General features: G+C 57.5%; 20 protein-coding genes. 8 read left to right on the top strand and 12 right to left on the bottom strand.

Features of this window, described 5'->3' with window-relative positions:
* Window positions 1–2: 2 nt before the first annotated feature.
* Window positions 3–1,925, bottom strand: coding sequence for a methyl-accepting chemotaxis protein (locus ABRP31_RS01760; RefSeq protein ID WP_349972359.1), 1,923 nt, complete (start codon window positions 1,923–1,925; stop codon window positions 3–5).
* Between the two features lie 297 nt (window positions 1,926–2,222).
* Between ABRP31_RS01760 and ABRP31_RS01755 the strand changes: the two genes are divergently transcribed.
* Window positions 2,223–2,492 (top strand): hypothetical protein, encoded by a 270-nt coding sequence (locus ABRP31_RS01755; protein ID WP_349972358.1) that lies wholly within the window; start codon window positions 2,223–2,225, stop codon window positions 2,490–2,492.
* A gap of 128 nt (window positions 2,493–2,620) precedes the next feature.
* Here the strand turns inward: ABRP31_RS01755 and ABRP31_RS01750 are convergent, their stop codons facing one another.
* Together ABRP31_RS01750 and ABRP31_RS01745 are read right to left on the bottom strand one after the other, a co-directional pair.
* Window positions 2,621–3,262: a DUF1109 domain-containing protein gene (locus ABRP31_RS01750; RefSeq protein ID WP_349972381.1), complete on the bottom strand. Its 642-nt coding sequence runs from the start codon at window positions 3,260–3,262 to the stop codon at window positions 2,621–2,623.
* Window positions 3,262–3,831: a sigma-70 family RNA polymerase sigma factor gene (locus tag ABRP31_RS01745; RefSeq protein WP_349972380.1), complete on the bottom strand. Its 570-nt coding sequence runs from the start codon at window positions 3,829–3,831 to the stop codon at window positions 3,262–3,264. Before ABRP31_RS01745 ends, ABRP31_RS01750 begins: the two co-directional genes overlap by 1 nt.
* A gap of 277 nt (window positions 3,832–4,108) precedes the next feature.
* On the opposite strand from ABRP31_RS01745, the gene ABRP31_RS01740 reads away from it, so the two are divergent.
* From ABRP31_RS01740 to dxs, 7 genes are all read left to right on the top strand, one after another.
* Window positions 4,109–4,384, top strand: a complete 276-nt coding sequence (locus tag ABRP31_RS01740) for a DUF2282 domain-containing protein (protein WP_087267545.1) — start codon at window positions 4,109–4,111, stop codon at window positions 4,382–4,384.
* A 43-nt stretch (window positions 4,385–4,427) separates the two neighbouring features.
* Complete coding sequence (locus tag ABRP31_RS01735; RefSeq protein ID WP_349972379.1) at window positions 4,428–5,252, top strand: DUF692 domain-containing protein; 825 nt, start codon at window positions 4,428–4,430, stop codon at window positions 5,250–5,252.
* Complete coding sequence (locus tag ABRP31_RS01730) at window positions 5,249–6,007, top strand: DNA-binding domain-containing protein (protein WP_349972357.1); 759 nt, start codon at window positions 5,249–5,251, stop codon at window positions 6,005–6,007. The genes ABRP31_RS01735 and ABRP31_RS01730 overlap by 4 nt, the downstream gene beginning before the upstream one ends.
* Before the next feature lie 16 nt (window positions 6,008–6,023).
* Window positions 6,024–6,494: a DoxX family protein gene (locus ABRP31_RS01725; protein ID WP_349972356.1), complete on the top strand. Its 471-nt coding sequence runs from the start codon at window positions 6,024–6,026 to the stop codon at window positions 6,492–6,494.
* Between the two features lie 102 nt (window positions 6,495–6,596).
* On the top strand, window positions 6,597–6,839 hold the full coding sequence (locus ABRP31_RS01720; protein ID WP_020289635.1) for an exodeoxyribonuclease VII small subunit: 243 nt from the start codon (window positions 6,597–6,599) through the stop codon (window positions 6,837–6,839).
* A complete protein-coding gene (locus ABRP31_RS01715; RefSeq protein ID WP_349972355.1) occupies window positions 6,836–7,723 on the top strand; it encodes a farnesyl diphosphate synthase in 888 nt (295 codons plus the stop codon). Before ABRP31_RS01720 ends, ABRP31_RS01715 begins: the two co-directional genes overlap by 4 nt.
* A 160-nt stretch (window positions 7,724–7,883) precedes the next feature.
* Window positions 7,884–9,779 carry a 1-deoxy-D-xylulose-5-phosphate synthase gene (gene dxs / locus ABRP31_RS01710; RefSeq protein ID WP_349972354.1) on the top strand — a complete coding sequence of 632 codons (1,896 nt, stop codon included), beginning with the start codon at window positions 7,884–7,886 and terminating at the stop codon, window positions 9,777–9,779.
* 372 nt (window positions 9,780–10,151) lie between these two features.
* Here the strand turns inward: dxs and ABRP31_RS01705 are convergent, their stop codons facing one another.
* The 9 genes from ABRP31_RS01705 to ABRP31_RS01665 all read right to left on the bottom strand — a co-directional run bounded on the left by ABRP31_RS01705 (window position 10,152) and on the right by ABRP31_RS01665 (window position 16,681).
* A complete protein-coding gene (locus tag ABRP31_RS01705; RefSeq protein WP_349972353.1) occupies window positions 10,152–10,784 on the bottom strand; it encodes a Vat family streptogramin A O-acetyltransferase in 633 nt (210 codons plus the stop codon).
* Window positions 10,785–10,905: 121 nt separating this feature from the next.
* Window positions 10,906–11,325, bottom strand: coding sequence for an MFS transporter (locus ABRP31_RS01700; protein WP_349972352.1), 420 nt, complete (start codon window positions 11,323–11,325; stop codon window positions 10,906–10,908).
* Window positions 11,322–11,939, bottom strand: a complete 618-nt coding sequence (ribA, locus tag ABRP31_RS01695; RefSeq protein WP_087267523.1) for a GTP cyclohydrolase II — start codon at window positions 11,937–11,939, stop codon at window positions 11,322–11,324. Before ribA ends, ABRP31_RS01700 begins: the two co-directional genes overlap by 4 nt.
* A gap of 242 nt (window positions 11,940–12,181) precedes the next feature.
* Window positions 12,182–12,691 carry a phosphatidylglycerophosphatase A gene (locus ABRP31_RS01690; protein ID WP_027901910.1) on the bottom strand — a complete coding sequence of 170 codons (510 nt, stop codon included), beginning with the start codon at window positions 12,689–12,691 and terminating at the stop codon, window positions 12,182–12,184.
* Window positions 12,688–13,653, bottom strand: coding sequence for a thiamine-phosphate kinase (thiL, locus tag ABRP31_RS01685; protein ID WP_349972351.1), 966 nt, complete (start codon window positions 13,651–13,653; stop codon window positions 12,688–12,690). Before thiL ends, ABRP31_RS01690 begins: the two co-directional genes overlap by 4 nt.
* 159 nt (window positions 13,654–13,812) lie before the next feature.
* Window positions 13,813–14,313: a transcription antitermination factor NusB gene (gene nusB / locus ABRP31_RS01680; RefSeq protein ID WP_027901703.1), complete on the bottom strand. Its 501-nt coding sequence runs from the start codon at window positions 14,311–14,313 to the stop codon at window positions 13,813–13,815.
* The gene (gene ribE, locus ABRP31_RS01675) at window positions 14,310–14,786 is read right to left on the bottom strand and encodes a 6,7-dimethyl-8-ribityllumazine synthase (protein ID WP_027901702.1); all 477 of its coding nucleotides are present in this window, start codon (window positions 14,784–14,786) and stop codon (window positions 14,310–14,312) included. The genes nusB and ribE overlap by 4 nt, the downstream gene beginning before the upstream one ends.
* A gap of 114 nt (window positions 14,787–14,900) precedes the next feature.
* Complete coding sequence (ribBA, locus tag ABRP31_RS01670) at window positions 14,901–15,992, bottom strand: bifunctional 3,4-dihydroxy-2-butanone-4-phosphate synthase/GTP cyclohydrolase II (RefSeq protein WP_087267517.1); 1,092 nt, start codon at window positions 15,990–15,992, stop codon at window positions 14,901–14,903.
* Window positions 15,993–16,009: 17 nt separating this feature from the next.
* Entirely contained in the window at window positions 16,010–16,681 is a 672-nt protein-coding gene (locus ABRP31_RS01665) for a riboflavin synthase (RefSeq protein ID WP_087267514.1), read from the bottom strand.
* Between the last annotated feature and the right edge of the window lie 18 nt (window positions 16,682–16,699).

Here is a 16,699-nt window from a genome sequence, read left to right as displayed (position 1 = left end):
TGTTAAACCTTGAAATGCCCAACCATCATCTGCAACTGACCACCCAAACGCGCCAACTCAACGCTGGATGCGGCGGTCTCTTCGCTGGCTTCGGCGGTCTGTTCACACACATCACGCACGTTGACGATGCTGCGGCTGATTTCATCGGCCACCGAGCTTTGTTGCTCAGCTGCGGCGGCAATTTGCTGGTTCATCGCCTGAATACTGGAAACGGTTTGAGTGATGCTTTCCAGAGAGGTCCCCGCCTTGCGGGTCAGCGCGACGCTGCTGTCGGTCAGAGAGCGACTGCCCAGCATGATTTGCGAAACCTGACGGGTGCCGTTTTGCAGCCCGGCGATCAGACTTTCGATTTCTTCGGTAGACTGCTGAGTGCGCTGGGCCAGGCCGCGCACTTCGTCGGCGACCACCGCAAAACCACGCCCAGCCTCACCGGCCCGCGCCGCTTCAATGGCAGCGTTGAGGGCCAACAGATTGGTCTGCTCAGCCACGGCTTTGATCACGTCCATGACTTTGCCGATCTTGTCGCTTTCCTGCTCCAGCAAGGTCATGGCGTCGCTTGAACGTAGTACTTCACCGGCCAGTTTTTCGATTTGCGTGATGGCCTCGCCCACCACTTTGTCACCGTCCCGGGCTTGCGTGTCGGCATTCGCAGCAGCTACCGAAGCCTGCTCAGCGTTGCGCGCAACTTCGTGCACCGTGGCAGACATTTCTTGCATGGCGGTGGCAACCTGATCGGTCTCGATCTTCTGGTTGTTGACCCCGGCGCTGGTCTGCTCGGTCACGGCGGACAACTCTTCAGCCGCGCTGGCGATCTGCGTCACGCCATCACGAATCCCGCTGATCAGATCGCGCAACGTGGCACCCATGCGCTGGATGCCTTGTTGCAGCACGCCCAATTCATCGCGACGAGTAACAGCGATGGTATGAGTCAGATCGCCCGAGGCAATGCGGTCCACCACTTCCAGTGTTTGCTGCAGCGGACGGGTGATCTGGCGAGTGATGATGACCGCCGCAAAAATACCCAACAGCAGGGCCGCCACAGTGCCGCCGATTTGCAGGCTGCGGGCCGTGCTGGTGTCTTCGGCTGCGAGCGTCAACTGAATTTTTGAGAGTTCTTCGCTGAGGTTAACGATCTCGTAACCTTGAGCGGTCATGTCTTTGCGCGCCGTCACAATAGCGTCGTTTGCGACTTTGTAAGCCTGAACCGAAACCAGGTAATTACGCAGGGATGCTTCCAACTGTGCGACTTCGCTGCCGTGGGTCGCGCTGAAAACAGCCTTCAGCTTGTCCACGTTTTTAATGGCCGTTTCCAGCTGGCTGAACGCGGCCTGCTCAGTCTTTTCATTGGAGTTGCCGGTGTAGCCCCGCACTTCATAACGGACCAGTTGAAAGTCCATTTTGGCGTCGGCCAACAGTTGCAACTGGTCTGAACGCTCAGGATTCGATGGGTCCTGCTTAAGCACCGAGTCGTTGATCGTGGCAATCAACTGGGCACCTTTAGTGGCTTCAGCGCCCATATCGGCGCGGACCTTCGTACTGGTCTGATAACCACTGCGCATCTGACTCAGCGACGTCTCATAGTCTTTGATGATGTCAGTGAGTCGCGCCAGAGCTTTGGCGTTGAGCGGATTAGTGAAGGTCGACAGCAGTAGTTGCTGTTGCTTCTTGAAGTCTTCCAGAGTGGTCTGCACTTTTTGTGCAGCAGCGTCGTCACCATTGGCGAGCATGTATTGCAGACGCGCGACACGTAACACGGTGAGACGATCAGTGAGCTCACTGATATCACCGATTCTGTCGGTACGGTAGATCAGCTTATCCAGACTGGTCCATCCCAGAAGTGAAAGCAGCGCCGTGAATAAAAGCACAACCCCGAATCCCAGGGCTAACTTCATAGTGACGCTGATGTTGGCAAAGCTGCTGTTCATAAAATCTCCGTGATGTGCCTGTGTTTCCCCCAAATGCACGCTGTAGTTATTTTTATTGATAGCAGCCTGTGCACAGGGCATATCGGCCCGCCAACCGCATAACTTGACTACCTGTCCGTTTTTTTTGAGTAACAGCGCTGATCGCCAACCCCTGAAAAGGCACTGATCCAGAGCCGTTCAGTCGCACCATAGCGTCGTAAAACCTGGGCAATTAAAGCGCTGCACTGGCTGTAACACGCTCTCGGTACCGTCATACCCGCCCCCACTCTGCGCCAAACGTCCCGAGGGTAATGACTCATGAAGATCAGTGTTTTTGGATCAGGCTATGTCGGTCTGGTAGCCAGCGCATGCCTTGCCGATGTCGGGCATGACGTGCTGTGCATGGACATCGACACGCAACGGATAGAGCTGCTCAACTCAGGCGAAACGCCCATTCATGAGCCCGGACTGAACATGCTCATGCGCAGCAACATGCAGGCCCAGAGACTGTTTTTCTCGACCGATACGGCGCAGGCCGTGGCTTTTGCCGACCTGGATTCCGGCAGCGACTCAAATCGGCGGTCGTGATCGATGGGCGCAAACTTTATGAGCCCAAAGCCTTGGCGGATGCCGGGTTGAGTTATTCGAGTATTGGACGGGCGTGAGCTCCAGCCAACACGTTGGGCCGTGAGCGCGGATGGCGATGACGTCTTCGACTACCAGCGCAACAACCAGGGCCCGGCAAGCGCGCCAAGAGCGGTGGGTAGTAACATCCCAAGGAAATACCACACCGCCCAGAAAGGTACTTCCATTTCAGGACAATGCAGACAGTAGGCCAGACAACCCAAGGCGCCGGCCAGCATTCCGCAGCAGGCCCCAGCCATCCTCAAACGGGTCGGCGCTAACCCCCGCAATGCCCAAAATGCAGCGATGAACCCCGGAATTGAAAGCATAGCGACGCTTGGCGCACAGGTACGCCAGGTTTCGCCCAAAAGAAGCACGGGGCGAACATCGGGCTCAGCATTGGCCAGGACATTGAAAGCTGCGGCCCATACGGCAACCAGCGCAACGACTACCCACAGGCTGCCTGCGCCGACGGACATGCCGGGCCTGGCCAAGCGATCGAGCATCAACAGGGCCCCCACCATCACGCACAATGGCAAACCCGTTTTCACCCAGAAAATGATTGTTGAAACGACGTAAGCAATATCCACCCTGACGCCAAAGAACGAGACGACGCACAGCGTTGCCAGCGACAAGCCAAACAAAACCACTACGCCCAGACGTTTCTCGGGCGCTCTGCGATCAATGGGCTGAACCCCGGTTACAAGCATGGAGATCAAGTCGTCAGTCTTCATCATTTACCTCTAATCAACGCCCCCAACGCTTTAAGCCCCCGATGCACACCAACCTTTACCGCCGACTCTGACAAACCGGTCATACGAGCTGTCTGTATGACCGAAAGCCCTTCGAGCTTTACATGCTGGATAGGCAAACGCTGGCGATCCGGTAATTCGTTCAGGAGCTTTTGCAGGTCGCGATTTGCTTGAGCGGCTTCAAGATGTGGCGCGGCAAAAAGCTCTTCCACATCATCAAGCGAATCGTTAAACACCTCGCGGCGTGAGCGCAAACGGAACAAATCACTGAGCTTATAACGAGCAATGGCAAAAACCCATGCCGTTAAAGGCTGGTCTGACCGATAGGTTTGTCGGCTGTTGTGCACTGCCAGTAAAACTTCCTGCAGAAGATCCTCGATTTCATCAGGTTGACGTTGAAGTTTCCCACGCAGAAAACCGCGCAAGTGCGTGCTTAGTTCATTAAGAAAGGCACGATAAGCCAACTCGTTACCCTCCAGTCCGGAAAGAAATAGCACTTGTAGATCCCTCTCTCGCTTTCGCAACAACTCGCTGTATGTATTTCGATCCATTTCACGCATTAGTTACACCGATATAAATATTTTTTGCGGACACTCTGAGCGCTCGGCGTTCCTGTTCGCACCTGCAATGCGGTAAGCACGGCTCCATGGGCAAGCGTCCCGAGTCTGCCCAATCCCCCCGGCAACGACACCCATCAAAGAATTTCAAAAAATATTTAATGACCGCTGTAACCCACGATCCACAAGCGGCGAATTACCTCTCGGACCGTAGTGCAGCGCTCTTAGGCACTGAACTAAGGCCAACCAATAATTTCCCGGAGAAAACAATATGAACAACATTAAAACCGCCGCTCTTGCAATTGCCCTTACATCCTTTGCAGCAAGTGCTATCGCGGCTGAAACCCCGGCAGCAAAAAGCGGAGCCAAAGAACGCTGCTACGGCATTTCGCTGGCTGGCAAAAACGACTGTAAGGCAGGTGCAGGCACTTCTTGCGCGGGCACAAGCAAAACCGACTACCAGGCAGATGCATGGACGTACGTTCCGGCAGGCACCTGCACCTCGATCAAAACCCCAAAGGGAATGGGCACGCTCAAAGCAATGTAATCGTTCATCAATAGAGCTACTGATCATGAAAGTAATTCGAGAAATGGGCGCCGGACTCAGCCTCAAAGCCGAGCACTTTGAAGACGTTCTTGAGAGCCGGCGTGAAGGCCTTTGGCTTGAAGTCCATCCGGAGAACTACATGATCAGCGGCGGTCCACGCATGGACTGGCTGGAAGCTATCGGTGACATCCACCCTATGTCGCTGCACGGTGTTTCCCTGTCTCTGGCGGCCGATTGCCCGCCGGACTCTGAACATCTGCAGCGCCTGAGGATCCTCGCTGATCGCCTCCAGCCAAGGCTCATCTCCGAGCATCTTGCGTGGTCTACATGGCGCGGTCGGTACTATCCCGACCTGCTGCCATTTCCCCGGACCACCGCTGCACTTATCCGCATCGCCGATAACATTCAACGCACACAAGATGCCCTTCAGCGCTGCATATCAATTGAGAACCCTACCCATTATCTGAGTCTGGAAGGTCACGACTGGAATGAGGTCGACTTTCTGGAGCAACTCGCCAGCAGGACGGGCTGCGGCCTGTTACTTGATGTCAATAACGTTCATATCAGCGCCCATAATCTGGGTTTCAATCCCGAAACCTACATTGATCAATTTCCTGTACACGCTATAACCGAGATCCATCTGGCCGGGCATAGCAAGGATTCCGGGACCTCATCACTGCTGATAGACAGTCATGATTCACCGGTTTCGGACGTGGTCTGGTCACTCTACCGCCGCCTGATAAAACGAGCGGGGCCTCGGCCCACATTGATCGAACGCGATGACCGGATACCCGCCTTCGACACCCTTGTCGCTGAGCGTGATATCGCGCAATCGATACTGCAGAACGAACAGGAGATGAGCCAATGAGCGCTTCATTGAGCGAGTTTCAGGATGCCTTCGTCAGCGCACTCTATCAAGAGGACCACATGCCCCCGCTGGGTGTCACCCGGCAGGCCGCCTTTGAGGTCTACCGCAACACAGTAATAAAAGGGTCTGTTGACGCGTTGATAGCGAACTTCCCGACCGTCGAACGTCTTGTCGGTGAGGAATGGTTACGTGCAGCAGCCACCACTTATACGAAGCAATCACCGCCTTCGGATCCTCGGCTGCTTTTCTACGGTGCCGACTTTCCGGACTTCCTCGATACCTTTGAACATGCCCGGACCATGCCGTATCTGGGTGACGTTGCCCGGCTCGACCTTCTTTGGATTGAAGTACACAGCGCGGCCGAAACACCCGGTTTTGATATCAAAACCTTCCTCAATCTGAACGAAGGGGCGCTGCTGAACATGCGCCTCAAGCCAAACACCACCGTCCGCTGGATATGGTTCCCCCGCCACCCCGCTTACACACTCTGGCGGGTAAACCGAGCACAGCTGGAATTGCCCCAGAACCTGCCCTGGCAAGGAGAGGGAGCACTGCTGACCAGAAGTGCTGGCCAGATTATCTGGCTCCCACTAGGCATTGGCGGCTGCACTTTCCTTGAAGGCTGCGCGGCAGACCTGACCTTGGGCCGCGCTGCAGAACTTGCACTTGATCACGAACCTGACCTCGACCTGAACCACCTGCTTGATCGCCTGATCACTGCGAACACCTTCGCAGTGACTGAATTCAATCGATAGTTTTCTGGAGGCAACCATGAACATGCCAAAAACAACCCCGAACACCCATTCAGACTTACGTGCGCAATGGGGTCGCCTTACCGAATGCATGCAGCAACTTGTAAACGACAGCCTGCTTTCGCTGGTCGCCCGCCTATCCATCGCCGCTATATTCTTGATGTCTGCACGTACCAAGGTAGAAGGGTTTATGACCATAAGCCCCAAGACCTACGACCTGTTTGAAATGGAGTACAACCTGCCGCTGATTTCTCCGGTGCTGGCATCTCAACTGGCGACTTATGCAGAACATGTATTCCCGTTACTGCTAATCGTCGGCCTGCTTACCCGACTATCGGCTTTAGCGCTGCTGTTTATGACGGTAGTCATTCAGGTGTTTGTCTATCCTGATGCGTGGGCGACCCATCTTTCATGGGCTGGCCTGCTGCTTGTCATCCTGGGACGCGGCGCAGGGCTTGTCTCTATGGACCGCATGATGTCCGGTAAGTAATGAATTGCCGGGGGCCCACGAGATTATTGACTGAGTCAATTTGCCCCGACGCCCTCGCTCTGCTAGTGTCGCGCCGGTTTAACCTCTACCGGAATAGCCCCCATGGCCCGCAAGAAAGCTGCACTGGATTTCGAACAATCACTCGCTGATCTGCAAACGCTGGTAGAGCGTCTGGAGAACGGCGAGTTGTCGTTGGAAGACTCGCTGACTGCCTTCGAGCAAGGTATTCGCCTGACCCGCGACTGCCAGGGCGCGCTGGCGCAAGCCGAACAGAAGGTTCAGGTGCTGCTCGAACGCGACGGCGAATTGGCCGAAGAGCCATTCGACGCGGAACAGCCTGAATGATCGCGACTTATCAGGCACTGAGTCAGACCCGCGTCAACGCGGCGCTGGAAGGTCTGTTTGCAGCACCCGCTCCAGAATTGACCCGTCTTTACGCCGCGATGCGTTATAGCGTGATGAACGGCGGTAAACGCGTACGCCCGCTGCTGGCCTACGCTGCCTGCGAAGCGTTGGGCGGCAAGGCTGAAGACGCTAACGGCGCAGCCTGCGCGGTCGAGCTGATCCACGCTTACTCGCTGGTTCATGATGACTTGCCTGCCATGGACGATGACGATTTGCGTCGCGGCCAGCCCACCACTCACAAAGCATTTGACGAAGCCTGCGCGATTTTGGCCGGTGACGGCCTGCAAAGCCTGGCCTTCACTGCTCTGCTGGACCCATCCCTGACCTCGCGAGACGCCGAAGCCCGCCTGCAAATGGTCAGCGCTCTGGCATTGGCCGCTGGCCCTGCTGGTATGGTCGGCGGTCAGGCCATCGACCTGGGCTCGGTAGGCCTCAAGCTGGATCAGGCCGCACTGGAATTCATGCACCGGCACAAGACCGGCGCACTGATCGAAGCCAGCGTAAAGCTTGGCGCATTGGCCAGCGGCAATGCCGATCAGGCCCGACTCGATGCGCTGCAAGTCTACGCACGGGCAATCGGTCTGGCGTTCCAGGTGCAGGACGACATTCTCGACGTCGAAAGCGATACCGAAACCCTCGGTAAGCGCCAAGGTGCTGACATCGCCCGCGACAAGCCGACGTATCCGGCGCTACTGGGTCTGGAGCCTGCCCGGCAATACGCCTTGCAACTGCGCGACCAAGCCATTGACGCCCTGCGACCTTTCGACGCGTCGGCTGATCCGTTGCGTGAACTGGCTCGTTTCATCGTCGAACGGCGCAACTGATCCCGATTACACGACTGCAAATATCCCGAACCGGCCTTGTCTGGCCGGGTCAGAGACTTGTGTTTGACAGGTTTACCTGCGCATCAGCGACTGCACTTCATGGGCAGCATGCGATGCATCAGGTAAACTGCTGCCTCTTTTACTTATAACGATTCGCCTGATGCCCACGACGTTTAAAGAGATTCCCCGCGTGCGCCCTGCCACGCCGCTGCTCGACCGCGCTGAAACGCCGGACGGCTTGCGTCGCCTGGGCGAAGCCGAGCTGGAAGCCCTGGCCGATGAACTGCGCCTGGAGCTGCTCTATTCCGTTGGCCAGACCGGCGGGCATTTCGGTGCCGGCCTGGGTGTTATCGAGCTGACCATCGCCCTGCATTACGTCTTCGATACCCCGGACGACCGTTTGGTCTGGGACGTGGGCCATCAGGCGTACCCGCACAAGATCCTCACCGGTCGTCGTCAGCGCATGAACACCCTGCGCCAGAAGGACGGTGTTGCCGCCTTCCCGCGTCGCAGCGAGAGTGAGTACGACACTTTTGGCGTCGGTCACTCCAGCACGTCGATCAGCGCAGCGCTGGGCATGGCCATTGCCGCCCGCCTGCAAGGCAGCGACCGCAAGTCGATCGCCGTGATCGGTGATGGTGCGTTGACGGCCGGCATGGCTTTCGAAGCGCTGAACCACGCGCCTGAAGTCGCCGCCAACATGCTCGTTATCCTCAACGACAACGACATGTCGATCTCGCGCAACGTGGGCGGGTTGTCAAATTATCTGGCCAAGATCCTCTCCAGCCGCACTTACAGCAGCATGCGTGAGGGCAGCAAAAAGGTTCTGTCGCGTTTGCCAGGTGCGTGGGAAATTGCCCGCCGCACCGAGGAATACGCGAAAGGCATGCTGGTTCCAGGCACCCTGTTCGAAGAACTGGGCTGGAACTACATCGGACCTATTGACGGCCACGACCTGCCAACCCTGATCGCAACCCTGCGTAACATGCGAGACCTTAAAGGTCCGCAGTTCCTGCACGTTGTGACCAAGAAAGGCAAAGGCTTCGCTCCTGCTGAAGTCGACCCGATCGGCTACCACGCCATCACCAAACTGGAGCCACTTGATGCTCCAGCCGCAGCCCTGAAAAAGGCCAGCGGGCCGAAGTATTCCGGTGTGTTTGGTCAGTGGATCTGCGACATGGCCGAGGCTGATTCACGTCTGGTAGGCATTACCCCGGCGATGAAAGAAGGCTCGGACATGGTCGAGTTCAGCGAGCGCTTCCCCGAGCGCTACTTCGACGTGGCGATTGCCGAGCAGCACGCTGTGACGTTGGCGGCAGGCATGGCCTGCGAAGGCTCCAAGCCGGTAGTTGCGATCTACTCCACCTTCCTGCAACGCGGCTATGACCAGTTGGTGCATGACGTGGCGGTGCAGAACCTCGACGTCCTGTTCGCCATCGACCGCGCGGGCCTGGTCGGCGAAGACGGTCCGACCCACGCGGGCAGCTTCGATCTATCGTACCTGCGTTGCATCCCGGGTATTGTCGTCATGACGCCGAGCGACGAAAACGAACTGCGCTCGATGCTCAGCACTGGTTACCTGCATAACGGCCCCGCTGCTGTGCGCTATCCACGCGGTACCGGGCCGAACGCATTGATCGACAATGGCTTGGCCCCTATCGAGATCGGCAAAGGCATTGTTCGTCGTAACGGCCAGGGCGTTGCCATTCTGGTGTTCGGCGTGCAATTGGCCGACGCGCTGAAAGTAGCGGAAAAGATCGACGCGACTGTGATCGATATGCGCTTCGTCAAACCGATTGATGAAACGTTGATCCGCGACGCTGCCGCCAACCATGAACTGCTGGTGACCATCGAAGAAAACGCCGTCATGGGCGGTGCCGGTGCCGCTGTCAGCGAGTTCCTGGCGCGGGAAAACATCCTCAAGTCCGTATTGCATCTCGGCTTGCCGGATGTTTACGTCGAACACGCCAAGCCCGCGCAAATGCTGGCAGAGTGCGGATTGGATGAGGCGGGGATTGAAGCGGCGATCAATGAGCGACTGGCGTTGATTGGCTGATCGTTGAAAGCTTCAAAAAAAGGCGCTCATTGAGCGCCTTTTTTGTGCAGTTTGGTTGATGACTGGCAGCGGATGGCACTGTGTCCTGGCGCCCTGTCGCCAAGCAAGCACGGCCCTGTAGGAGTGAGCTTGCTCACGATTCGGTTTTTCTGTTCATGAATCATTGACTGGCCTGACGCTATCGCGAGCAAGCTCACTCCTACAGGGATATGCAGACTATGCGTCCCCTGGCATTGCGCTGTCGCGCAGCAAACACAGATCTGTAGGAGCGCACGAGCAGCGCGAGGCCGCGATGGCGGCTTGTCTGATACACCGCCATCGCTGGCCTCGTAACCTCGGTGAGCCCCCACAGGAAATGTGCGCGTCTTTACGCTAAACCGCTGCCTGTAACGCCTCGATATCACCTGAAACGATCACCTGCAGATTCCGGGTAATTTTCTCTATAGGCCAGTCCCACCAGGCAATGGCCAGCAGTCGTTCGATGACTTCAGCGGGGAAGCGGTGTTTCAGGACTTTGGCCGGATTACCACCAACCACGCTGTACGCCGGGACATCTGCGACCACAACCGAGCGCGCAGAGATGATCGCTCCGTGGCCGATCTTCACGCCGGGCATAACCAGCACGTCGTAGCCCATCCAGACATCGTTACCTACCACGGTATCGCCTTTGCAGGGCAAGTCACCCGGCTCAGGCATGACCTTCTCCCAGCCGTTGCCGAAGATCTGAAACGGATACGTCGAGATGCCACTCAGCTTGTGATTGGCACCGTTCATGATGAATTTAGTGCCTCTGGCCAGAGCGCAGAATTTACCGATGATCAGTTTGTCGCCAATGAACGGGAAGTGATAGAGGACGTTACGCTCGAAGTTTTCCGAGTCTTCGGGATCATCGGAGTAGGTGTAATCACCTACGATGATGTTCGGACTGCTGAGGGTGTTTTTTATGAAACACACCTGCGGGAAGCCGTTCATTGGATGGGGATTTTGCGGGTCAGGTCCGTTCATAAAAAGCTCCTTTTTTCATGCCAGTACAAATAGCTTCTGTAGGAGCTGCCGCAGGCTGCGAATTCGGTTTGCCATGAGAATGCTTTCGCGGCCTTCGGCAGCTCCTACAGGGGGCAGTACTTCAAACCAGTTGCCGCGGTATCCGGTAGAGATACAGAAGCACCACGCTAGAGAACGCCAACAGTAGCAACGGCACTGTTTCCATCCCGACAAAGACCGCCAGTGCAGCGATCCATGCCGGTAAACCCGCAGCCAGAAACGCGACACGGCGAGTGTCAGCAAGGGCGATCCAGGCAGCAGGTTCTTCAGGAGTGTCGCGGGCGGCGCCCGTGGCAATCAGCGCGTGTTTATAGCGGCCGAACGGCTTGAGGCTGACAAACATCGATAGCAGACCGACCACGAAAAACGGCATCGCCAGCACGGGAAAAATGGCGTATTTACTATCGAACGCGCCGCTGATCACAAACAGCGGCGCCAGGGTAAACACCAGTTGCCACCACCACGCGAGGGCGAAGCGGCGTCTGGTGTTGTTGCGATTCAAGCGCGATCCGCCTCGCCCTGATGCTCGTTGCCCATCATGTGACCGAGCTTGCCAGCCTTGGTGGCCAGGTAGAGTTTGTTGTGCGGGTTATGACCGGTGTGCAGCGGCACACGCTCGGCGACATTGATGCCCATTTCGGTCAAGGCTTTGACCTTGCGTGGGTTGTTGGTCATCAAACGCAGTGCATCGACACCCAAGTGCTGCAGCATTGGCAGGCAGATGGCGTAGTCGCGCTGGTCAGCAGCAAAACCCAGACGCTCGTTGGCTTCAACGGTATCAGCGCCGCCATCCTGCAGCTCATAAGCACGGACCTTGTTCAGCAAGCCAATGCCCCGGCCTTCCTGACGCAAGTACAGCAAAACGCCGCGACCTTCAGACGCGATGGCACGCAAGGCAGCTTCAAGTTGGGAGCCACAATCACAACGCTGACTGAACAATGCATCGCCGGTCAGGCATTCGGAATGGACGCGACCCAGCACTGGAGCGCCATCGGATACGTCGCCCAGGCTCAACACAAGGTGTTCGCGACCGGTCGCATGCTCGAGAAAGCCATGCATGGTGAATTCGGCAAAAGGGGTAGGCAGCTTGGAAGCGGCTACAAATACGACGGGCACCGTGTGCTCCTGATCAGTATGGGACTGGAAATTCGCAAGGCACGCATTGTAGCAGCACGCCTCGGCAGACGCTTATGCCGAATTGTCGACCATACAGATCGGGAAGTTAGATTGATGCTTTATAAGGTGCTGCCCCTGTAGGAGCTCACCGAGGTTACGAGGCCAGCGATAGCGGTGTGTCAGAAACACCGCTATCGCTGCCTCGCGGTGCTCGTGAGCTCCTACAGGGCTATATTTTCAGGTCAAATCCACGCCCACACCCAGACAATTCCCTGCATCGCGGCCCAGGCGAACACGCCTGCCAGCACGTCATCGAGCATGATCCCGACGCCACCGTGCACCTTGCGGTCGATCCAGTGAATCGGCCATGGTTTGAGGATGTCGAAGAAGCGGAACACCAGGAAACCCACCAGCAGCCAGACCCAACCCTCGGGCACCAGCCATAACGTGATCCACATGCCGACCATTTCGTCCCAGACGATACCTTCGTGGTCGTGCACACCCAAGTCGTCCGCGACTTTGCCGCACAACCAGAAGCCGAACAGCATGGTGATGCCGAGCATCAGCCAGTAGCCCCAGTCCGGAAGCATTTGCCACAGCGGGATGAACGGTACGGCAACCATTGAGCCCCAGGTACCCGGTGCTTTTGGCAGCGTGCCGGAACCGAAACCGAATGCCAGGAAATGCCACGGATTGGTCCAGACCGAAGGTGGAACGAATTCCGCCGGGACCTGCTTTGGATGATCTGTCACGGTGTCTCCCGAAAATGTTGGTAGCCGCGTGCCAGGACAGGAATGTCGTGACCCTTGGTGTCGATCAGCGCGACGCCTTCGCCCGCCTCGACTCGCCCGATGACATGGATGGGCAATCCTTCGTCGAGCAAATCCTGTAAGTGTTCAGGCGGCAACGTGAACGCCAGCAAATAATCATCACCACCACTCAGCGCTGCCTGCGTTGCGCCTTGCTGCCCGATGAAGGCCAGCAAATGCTCGGACATCGGCAGTTTTTCCTGCTCAACCAATAGCCGGACTTTCGATGCTAGCGCGATATGTCCGCAGTCGGCCAACAGGCCGTCGGAGATATCCAGAGCTGCACTGGCCTTGCCACGCAGCGACAAGCCCAAAGCAAATTGCGGTTGTGGCGACCAGTACCGCGCCAGTAAAGCCTCTGCGGTAGACGCCTCAGCAGTACGCTGGTTCAACACAAGCGGCAATGCACCTGCCGCATCACCCAATGGTCCACCGACGCACAGCAGATCGCCCGGGCGGGCACCGCTGCGAGTCAACGCCTGACCAGCCGGCACGCGGCCGAATACTGTGACCGTCAAGCTCAATGGCCCACGCGTCGTATCGCCACCCACCAGTTGCAAGCCGCAACCCTGCGCCATGAGGTTCAAACCTTGGGCGAAAGCCTGTAGCCAAGTGGCAGACACTTCAGGGAGGGTTAACGCGAGGGTGAAAGCGACGGGTCTTGCGCCCATGGCAGCAAGATCGCTGGCCGACACACCAAGGGCACGCTGGCCCAGCAGGAAAGGATCGCAGACGTCAGGGAAATGCACGCCGCTGACCAGCGTATCGGTAGAGATTGCCAACTGCTCACCGGGTGGCGGCGTTAGCAAAGCGCAGTCATCACCAATCCCCAGCGCCACACCTTCACCCGCTTGGGCACAAGGCGCAGCGGCGAAGTAATTGCGGATCAGCTCAAACTCGCCCATCAGGATCTCTTATTGTGTTGATAACACCCGGCGGAAACAAATCGATCAGGTAGGAGGCAACTTGTTGGCGAGGCGTCCATTCAGGCTAATCACTAGTGCCTGATACGCCGCCTCGCCAACAAGTTGCCTCCTACCGGGACTGCGGCCAGCCTGAAAGACTTAGCGCTTGTACGCTTTCACTTCAGCTTCACGCAGGCGCGGGGCCAATTTGTCCAGCACGCCATTGACGAACTTGTGGCCGTCAGTGGAGCCGTAGACTTTTGCCAGCTCGATGCCTTCGTTGATCACAACGCGATATGGCACGTCGACGCGCTTGAGCAGCTCGTAGGTGGACAGGCGCAGGATGGCCAGTTCAACCGGGTCGAGTTCTTCAATGGTCAGGTCCAGGCAAGGCGTCAGGGCCGCATCGATTTCGTCGATGTTGGTCGGCACGCCGCGCAACAGCTCGCTGAAGTAAGGGCCGTCGACGTCTTTGAAATCGTTATCGACACGGAACTGCGCCTCGATTTCATTCAGCGAATGACCCGCCATATGCCATTGGTAAAGCGCTTGAGTTGCCAACTGACGGGCTTCCCGGCGCTTTACACTTTTAGATGGCTTGCCAGCGTCCGCAGGTTTTGGATCGCGCGGGTTGAACTGATCGCTATCGTCGGAAATCACTTGGCCTCCAACTGCGCCAGCAGGCTGACCATTTCAAGGGCGGACAACGCAGCTTCTGCGCCTTTGTTACCAGCCTTGGTACCGGAGCGCTCGATCGCTTGTTCGATGGTGTCGACAGTCAGCACGCCGAAAGCAACCGGCACGCCGAACTCCATGGAAACCTGGGACAGGCCTTTGACGCATTCGCCAGCCACGTATTCAAAGTGCGGAGTACCACCACGAATCACCGCGCCGAGGGCGACGATGGCGGCGAACTCGCTGCGCTGGGCAACCTTCTGCACAACCAGCGGGATTTCGAAGGCACCCGGAGCGCGGATGATGGTGATGTCGCTTTCCTTGACGCCGTGGCGTACCAAAGCATCAACAGCGCCGCTCACCAGACTTTCCACGACGAAGCTGTTGAAACGGCCAACTACCAGAGCGTAGCGGCCTTGGGGAGCGACGAAGGTACCTTCGATGGTCTTCAGGGTCATTCGTGTAAGTCTCGTATTAAAGAGCAAGTACGCCTTGAGGCGGACTATAGGGATGTTAGGCCACGAAACAGATTAGCCGGTGGCACGCACAAAAGCGCGCCACCCGACCGGTCTTTATTCGGAGGGCACGTATTCTACAACTTCCAGATCGAAACCGGATATCGCATTGAACTTCATTGGCGAACTCATCAAGCGCATTTTGCGCACGCCGAGGTCGCGAAGGATCTGCGAACCGGCACCGACGGTGCTGTACGTCGTCGGCGATTTGATCGGCAACTGCCCGGCGGTTTCACGAATATGCGCCAGCAGCACGTCACCATCCAGCGGATGACCCAGCAACAGCACCACACCGCTGCCCGCGTTGGAGACCGCGGTCATAGCGGCGCGCAGGCTCCAGCGACCCGGTTGCTTGACCATCAACAGGTCACGCAAAGGGTCCATGTTATGCACGCGCACCAGCGTCGGTTCTTCTGCGCAAATCTTACCCAGGGTCAGCGCCAGGTGGACATCACCTTCGACGGAATCGCGGTAGGTCACCAGGTTGAACTGGCCCAATTCGCTGTCCATCGGCTGCTCCGCAATCCGCTGAACGGTACGTTCGTGGATCATCCGGTAGTGGATCAGGTCGGCAATCGTACCGATCTTGATGTCGTGTTCCAGCGCAAAGGCTTCCAGTTCAGCACGACGCGACATGGTGCCGTCGTCGTTCATCACTTCACAGATCACGCCACTTGGCTCGAAACCGGCCATGCGCGCCAGGTCGCAGGCTGCTTCAGTGTGACCGGCGCGAGCCAGAGTACCGCCCGCCTGGGCCATCAATGGGAAGATGTGACCAGGGCTGACGATGTCTTCAGCTTTTGCGTCTTTGGCCGCTGCGGCTTGTACGGTGCGGGCACGGTCAGCGGCGGAAATACCGGTGGTCACGCCTTCAGCGGCTTCGATGGACACGGTGAACTTGGTGCCAAAACCGGAACCGTTGCGCGGTGCCATGAGTGGCAGCTTTAGGGTTTCGCAGCGCTCACGGGTCATCGGCATGCAGATCAGGCCACGGGCGAAGCGAGCCATGAAGTTGATGTGCTCGGCTTTGCAGCATTCGGCGGCCATGATCAGGTCGCCTTCGTTCTCGCGATCTTCGTCATCCATGAGGATGACCATTTTGCCCTGGCGAATGTCTTCAACCAGTTCTTCGATACTATTGAGCGCCACGCGGCACCCCCTTCAATTCAGGATTTGAGGTAGCCGTTGGCGGCCAGAAAGCTTTCGGTGATGGTGCCAGCCTGCCCTTTCGAAGAGTCGGCGGCCTTGTCGCCCATCAGCAAACGCTCCAGATAACGCGCCAGCAAATCCACCTCAAGGTTGACCTTACGGCCCGGACGGTAGTCAGCCATGATGGTTTCGGCCAAGGTGTGCGGCACGATAGTCAGCTCGAATTCGGCGCCGTCGACGGCGTTCACGGTCAGGCTGGTGCCATCAACCGTGATAGAACCCTTGTGCGAAATGTACTTGGCCAGCTCGCGTGGCGCGCGCACCTTGAACTGAATGGCACGGGCGTTTTCCTCGCGAGATACGATCTCGCCAACACCATCGACGTGGCCGCTGACCAGATGGCCGCCCAGACGCGTGGTTGGAGTCAAAGCCTTTTCCAGATTGACCGGGCTGCCGGTCTTCAGATCGATGAACGCCGTGACGTCGAGGGTTTCGCGGCTGACATCAGCCCAGAAACCATCGCCGGGCAGCTCTACAGCAGTCAGGCAAACGCCGTTGACCGCGATGCTGTCGCCCAGTTTGACGTCGCTCAGATCAAGTTTGCCAGTTTCAACATAAACGCGAACATCGCCGCCTTTAGGGGTGATGGCGCGGATGCTGCCGATGGATTCGATGATGCCAGTAAACATGGGTCCTCCAGGAGAACA

Source organism: Pseudomonas caspiana (genome assembly GCF_040224095.2).
GTDB classification, from domain to species: Bacteria; Pseudomonadota; Gammaproteobacteria; order Pseudomonadales; family Pseudomonadaceae; genus Aquipseudomonas; species Aquipseudomonas caspiana.
This window is presented reverse-complemented; position numbering and strand designations above follow the sequence as displayed.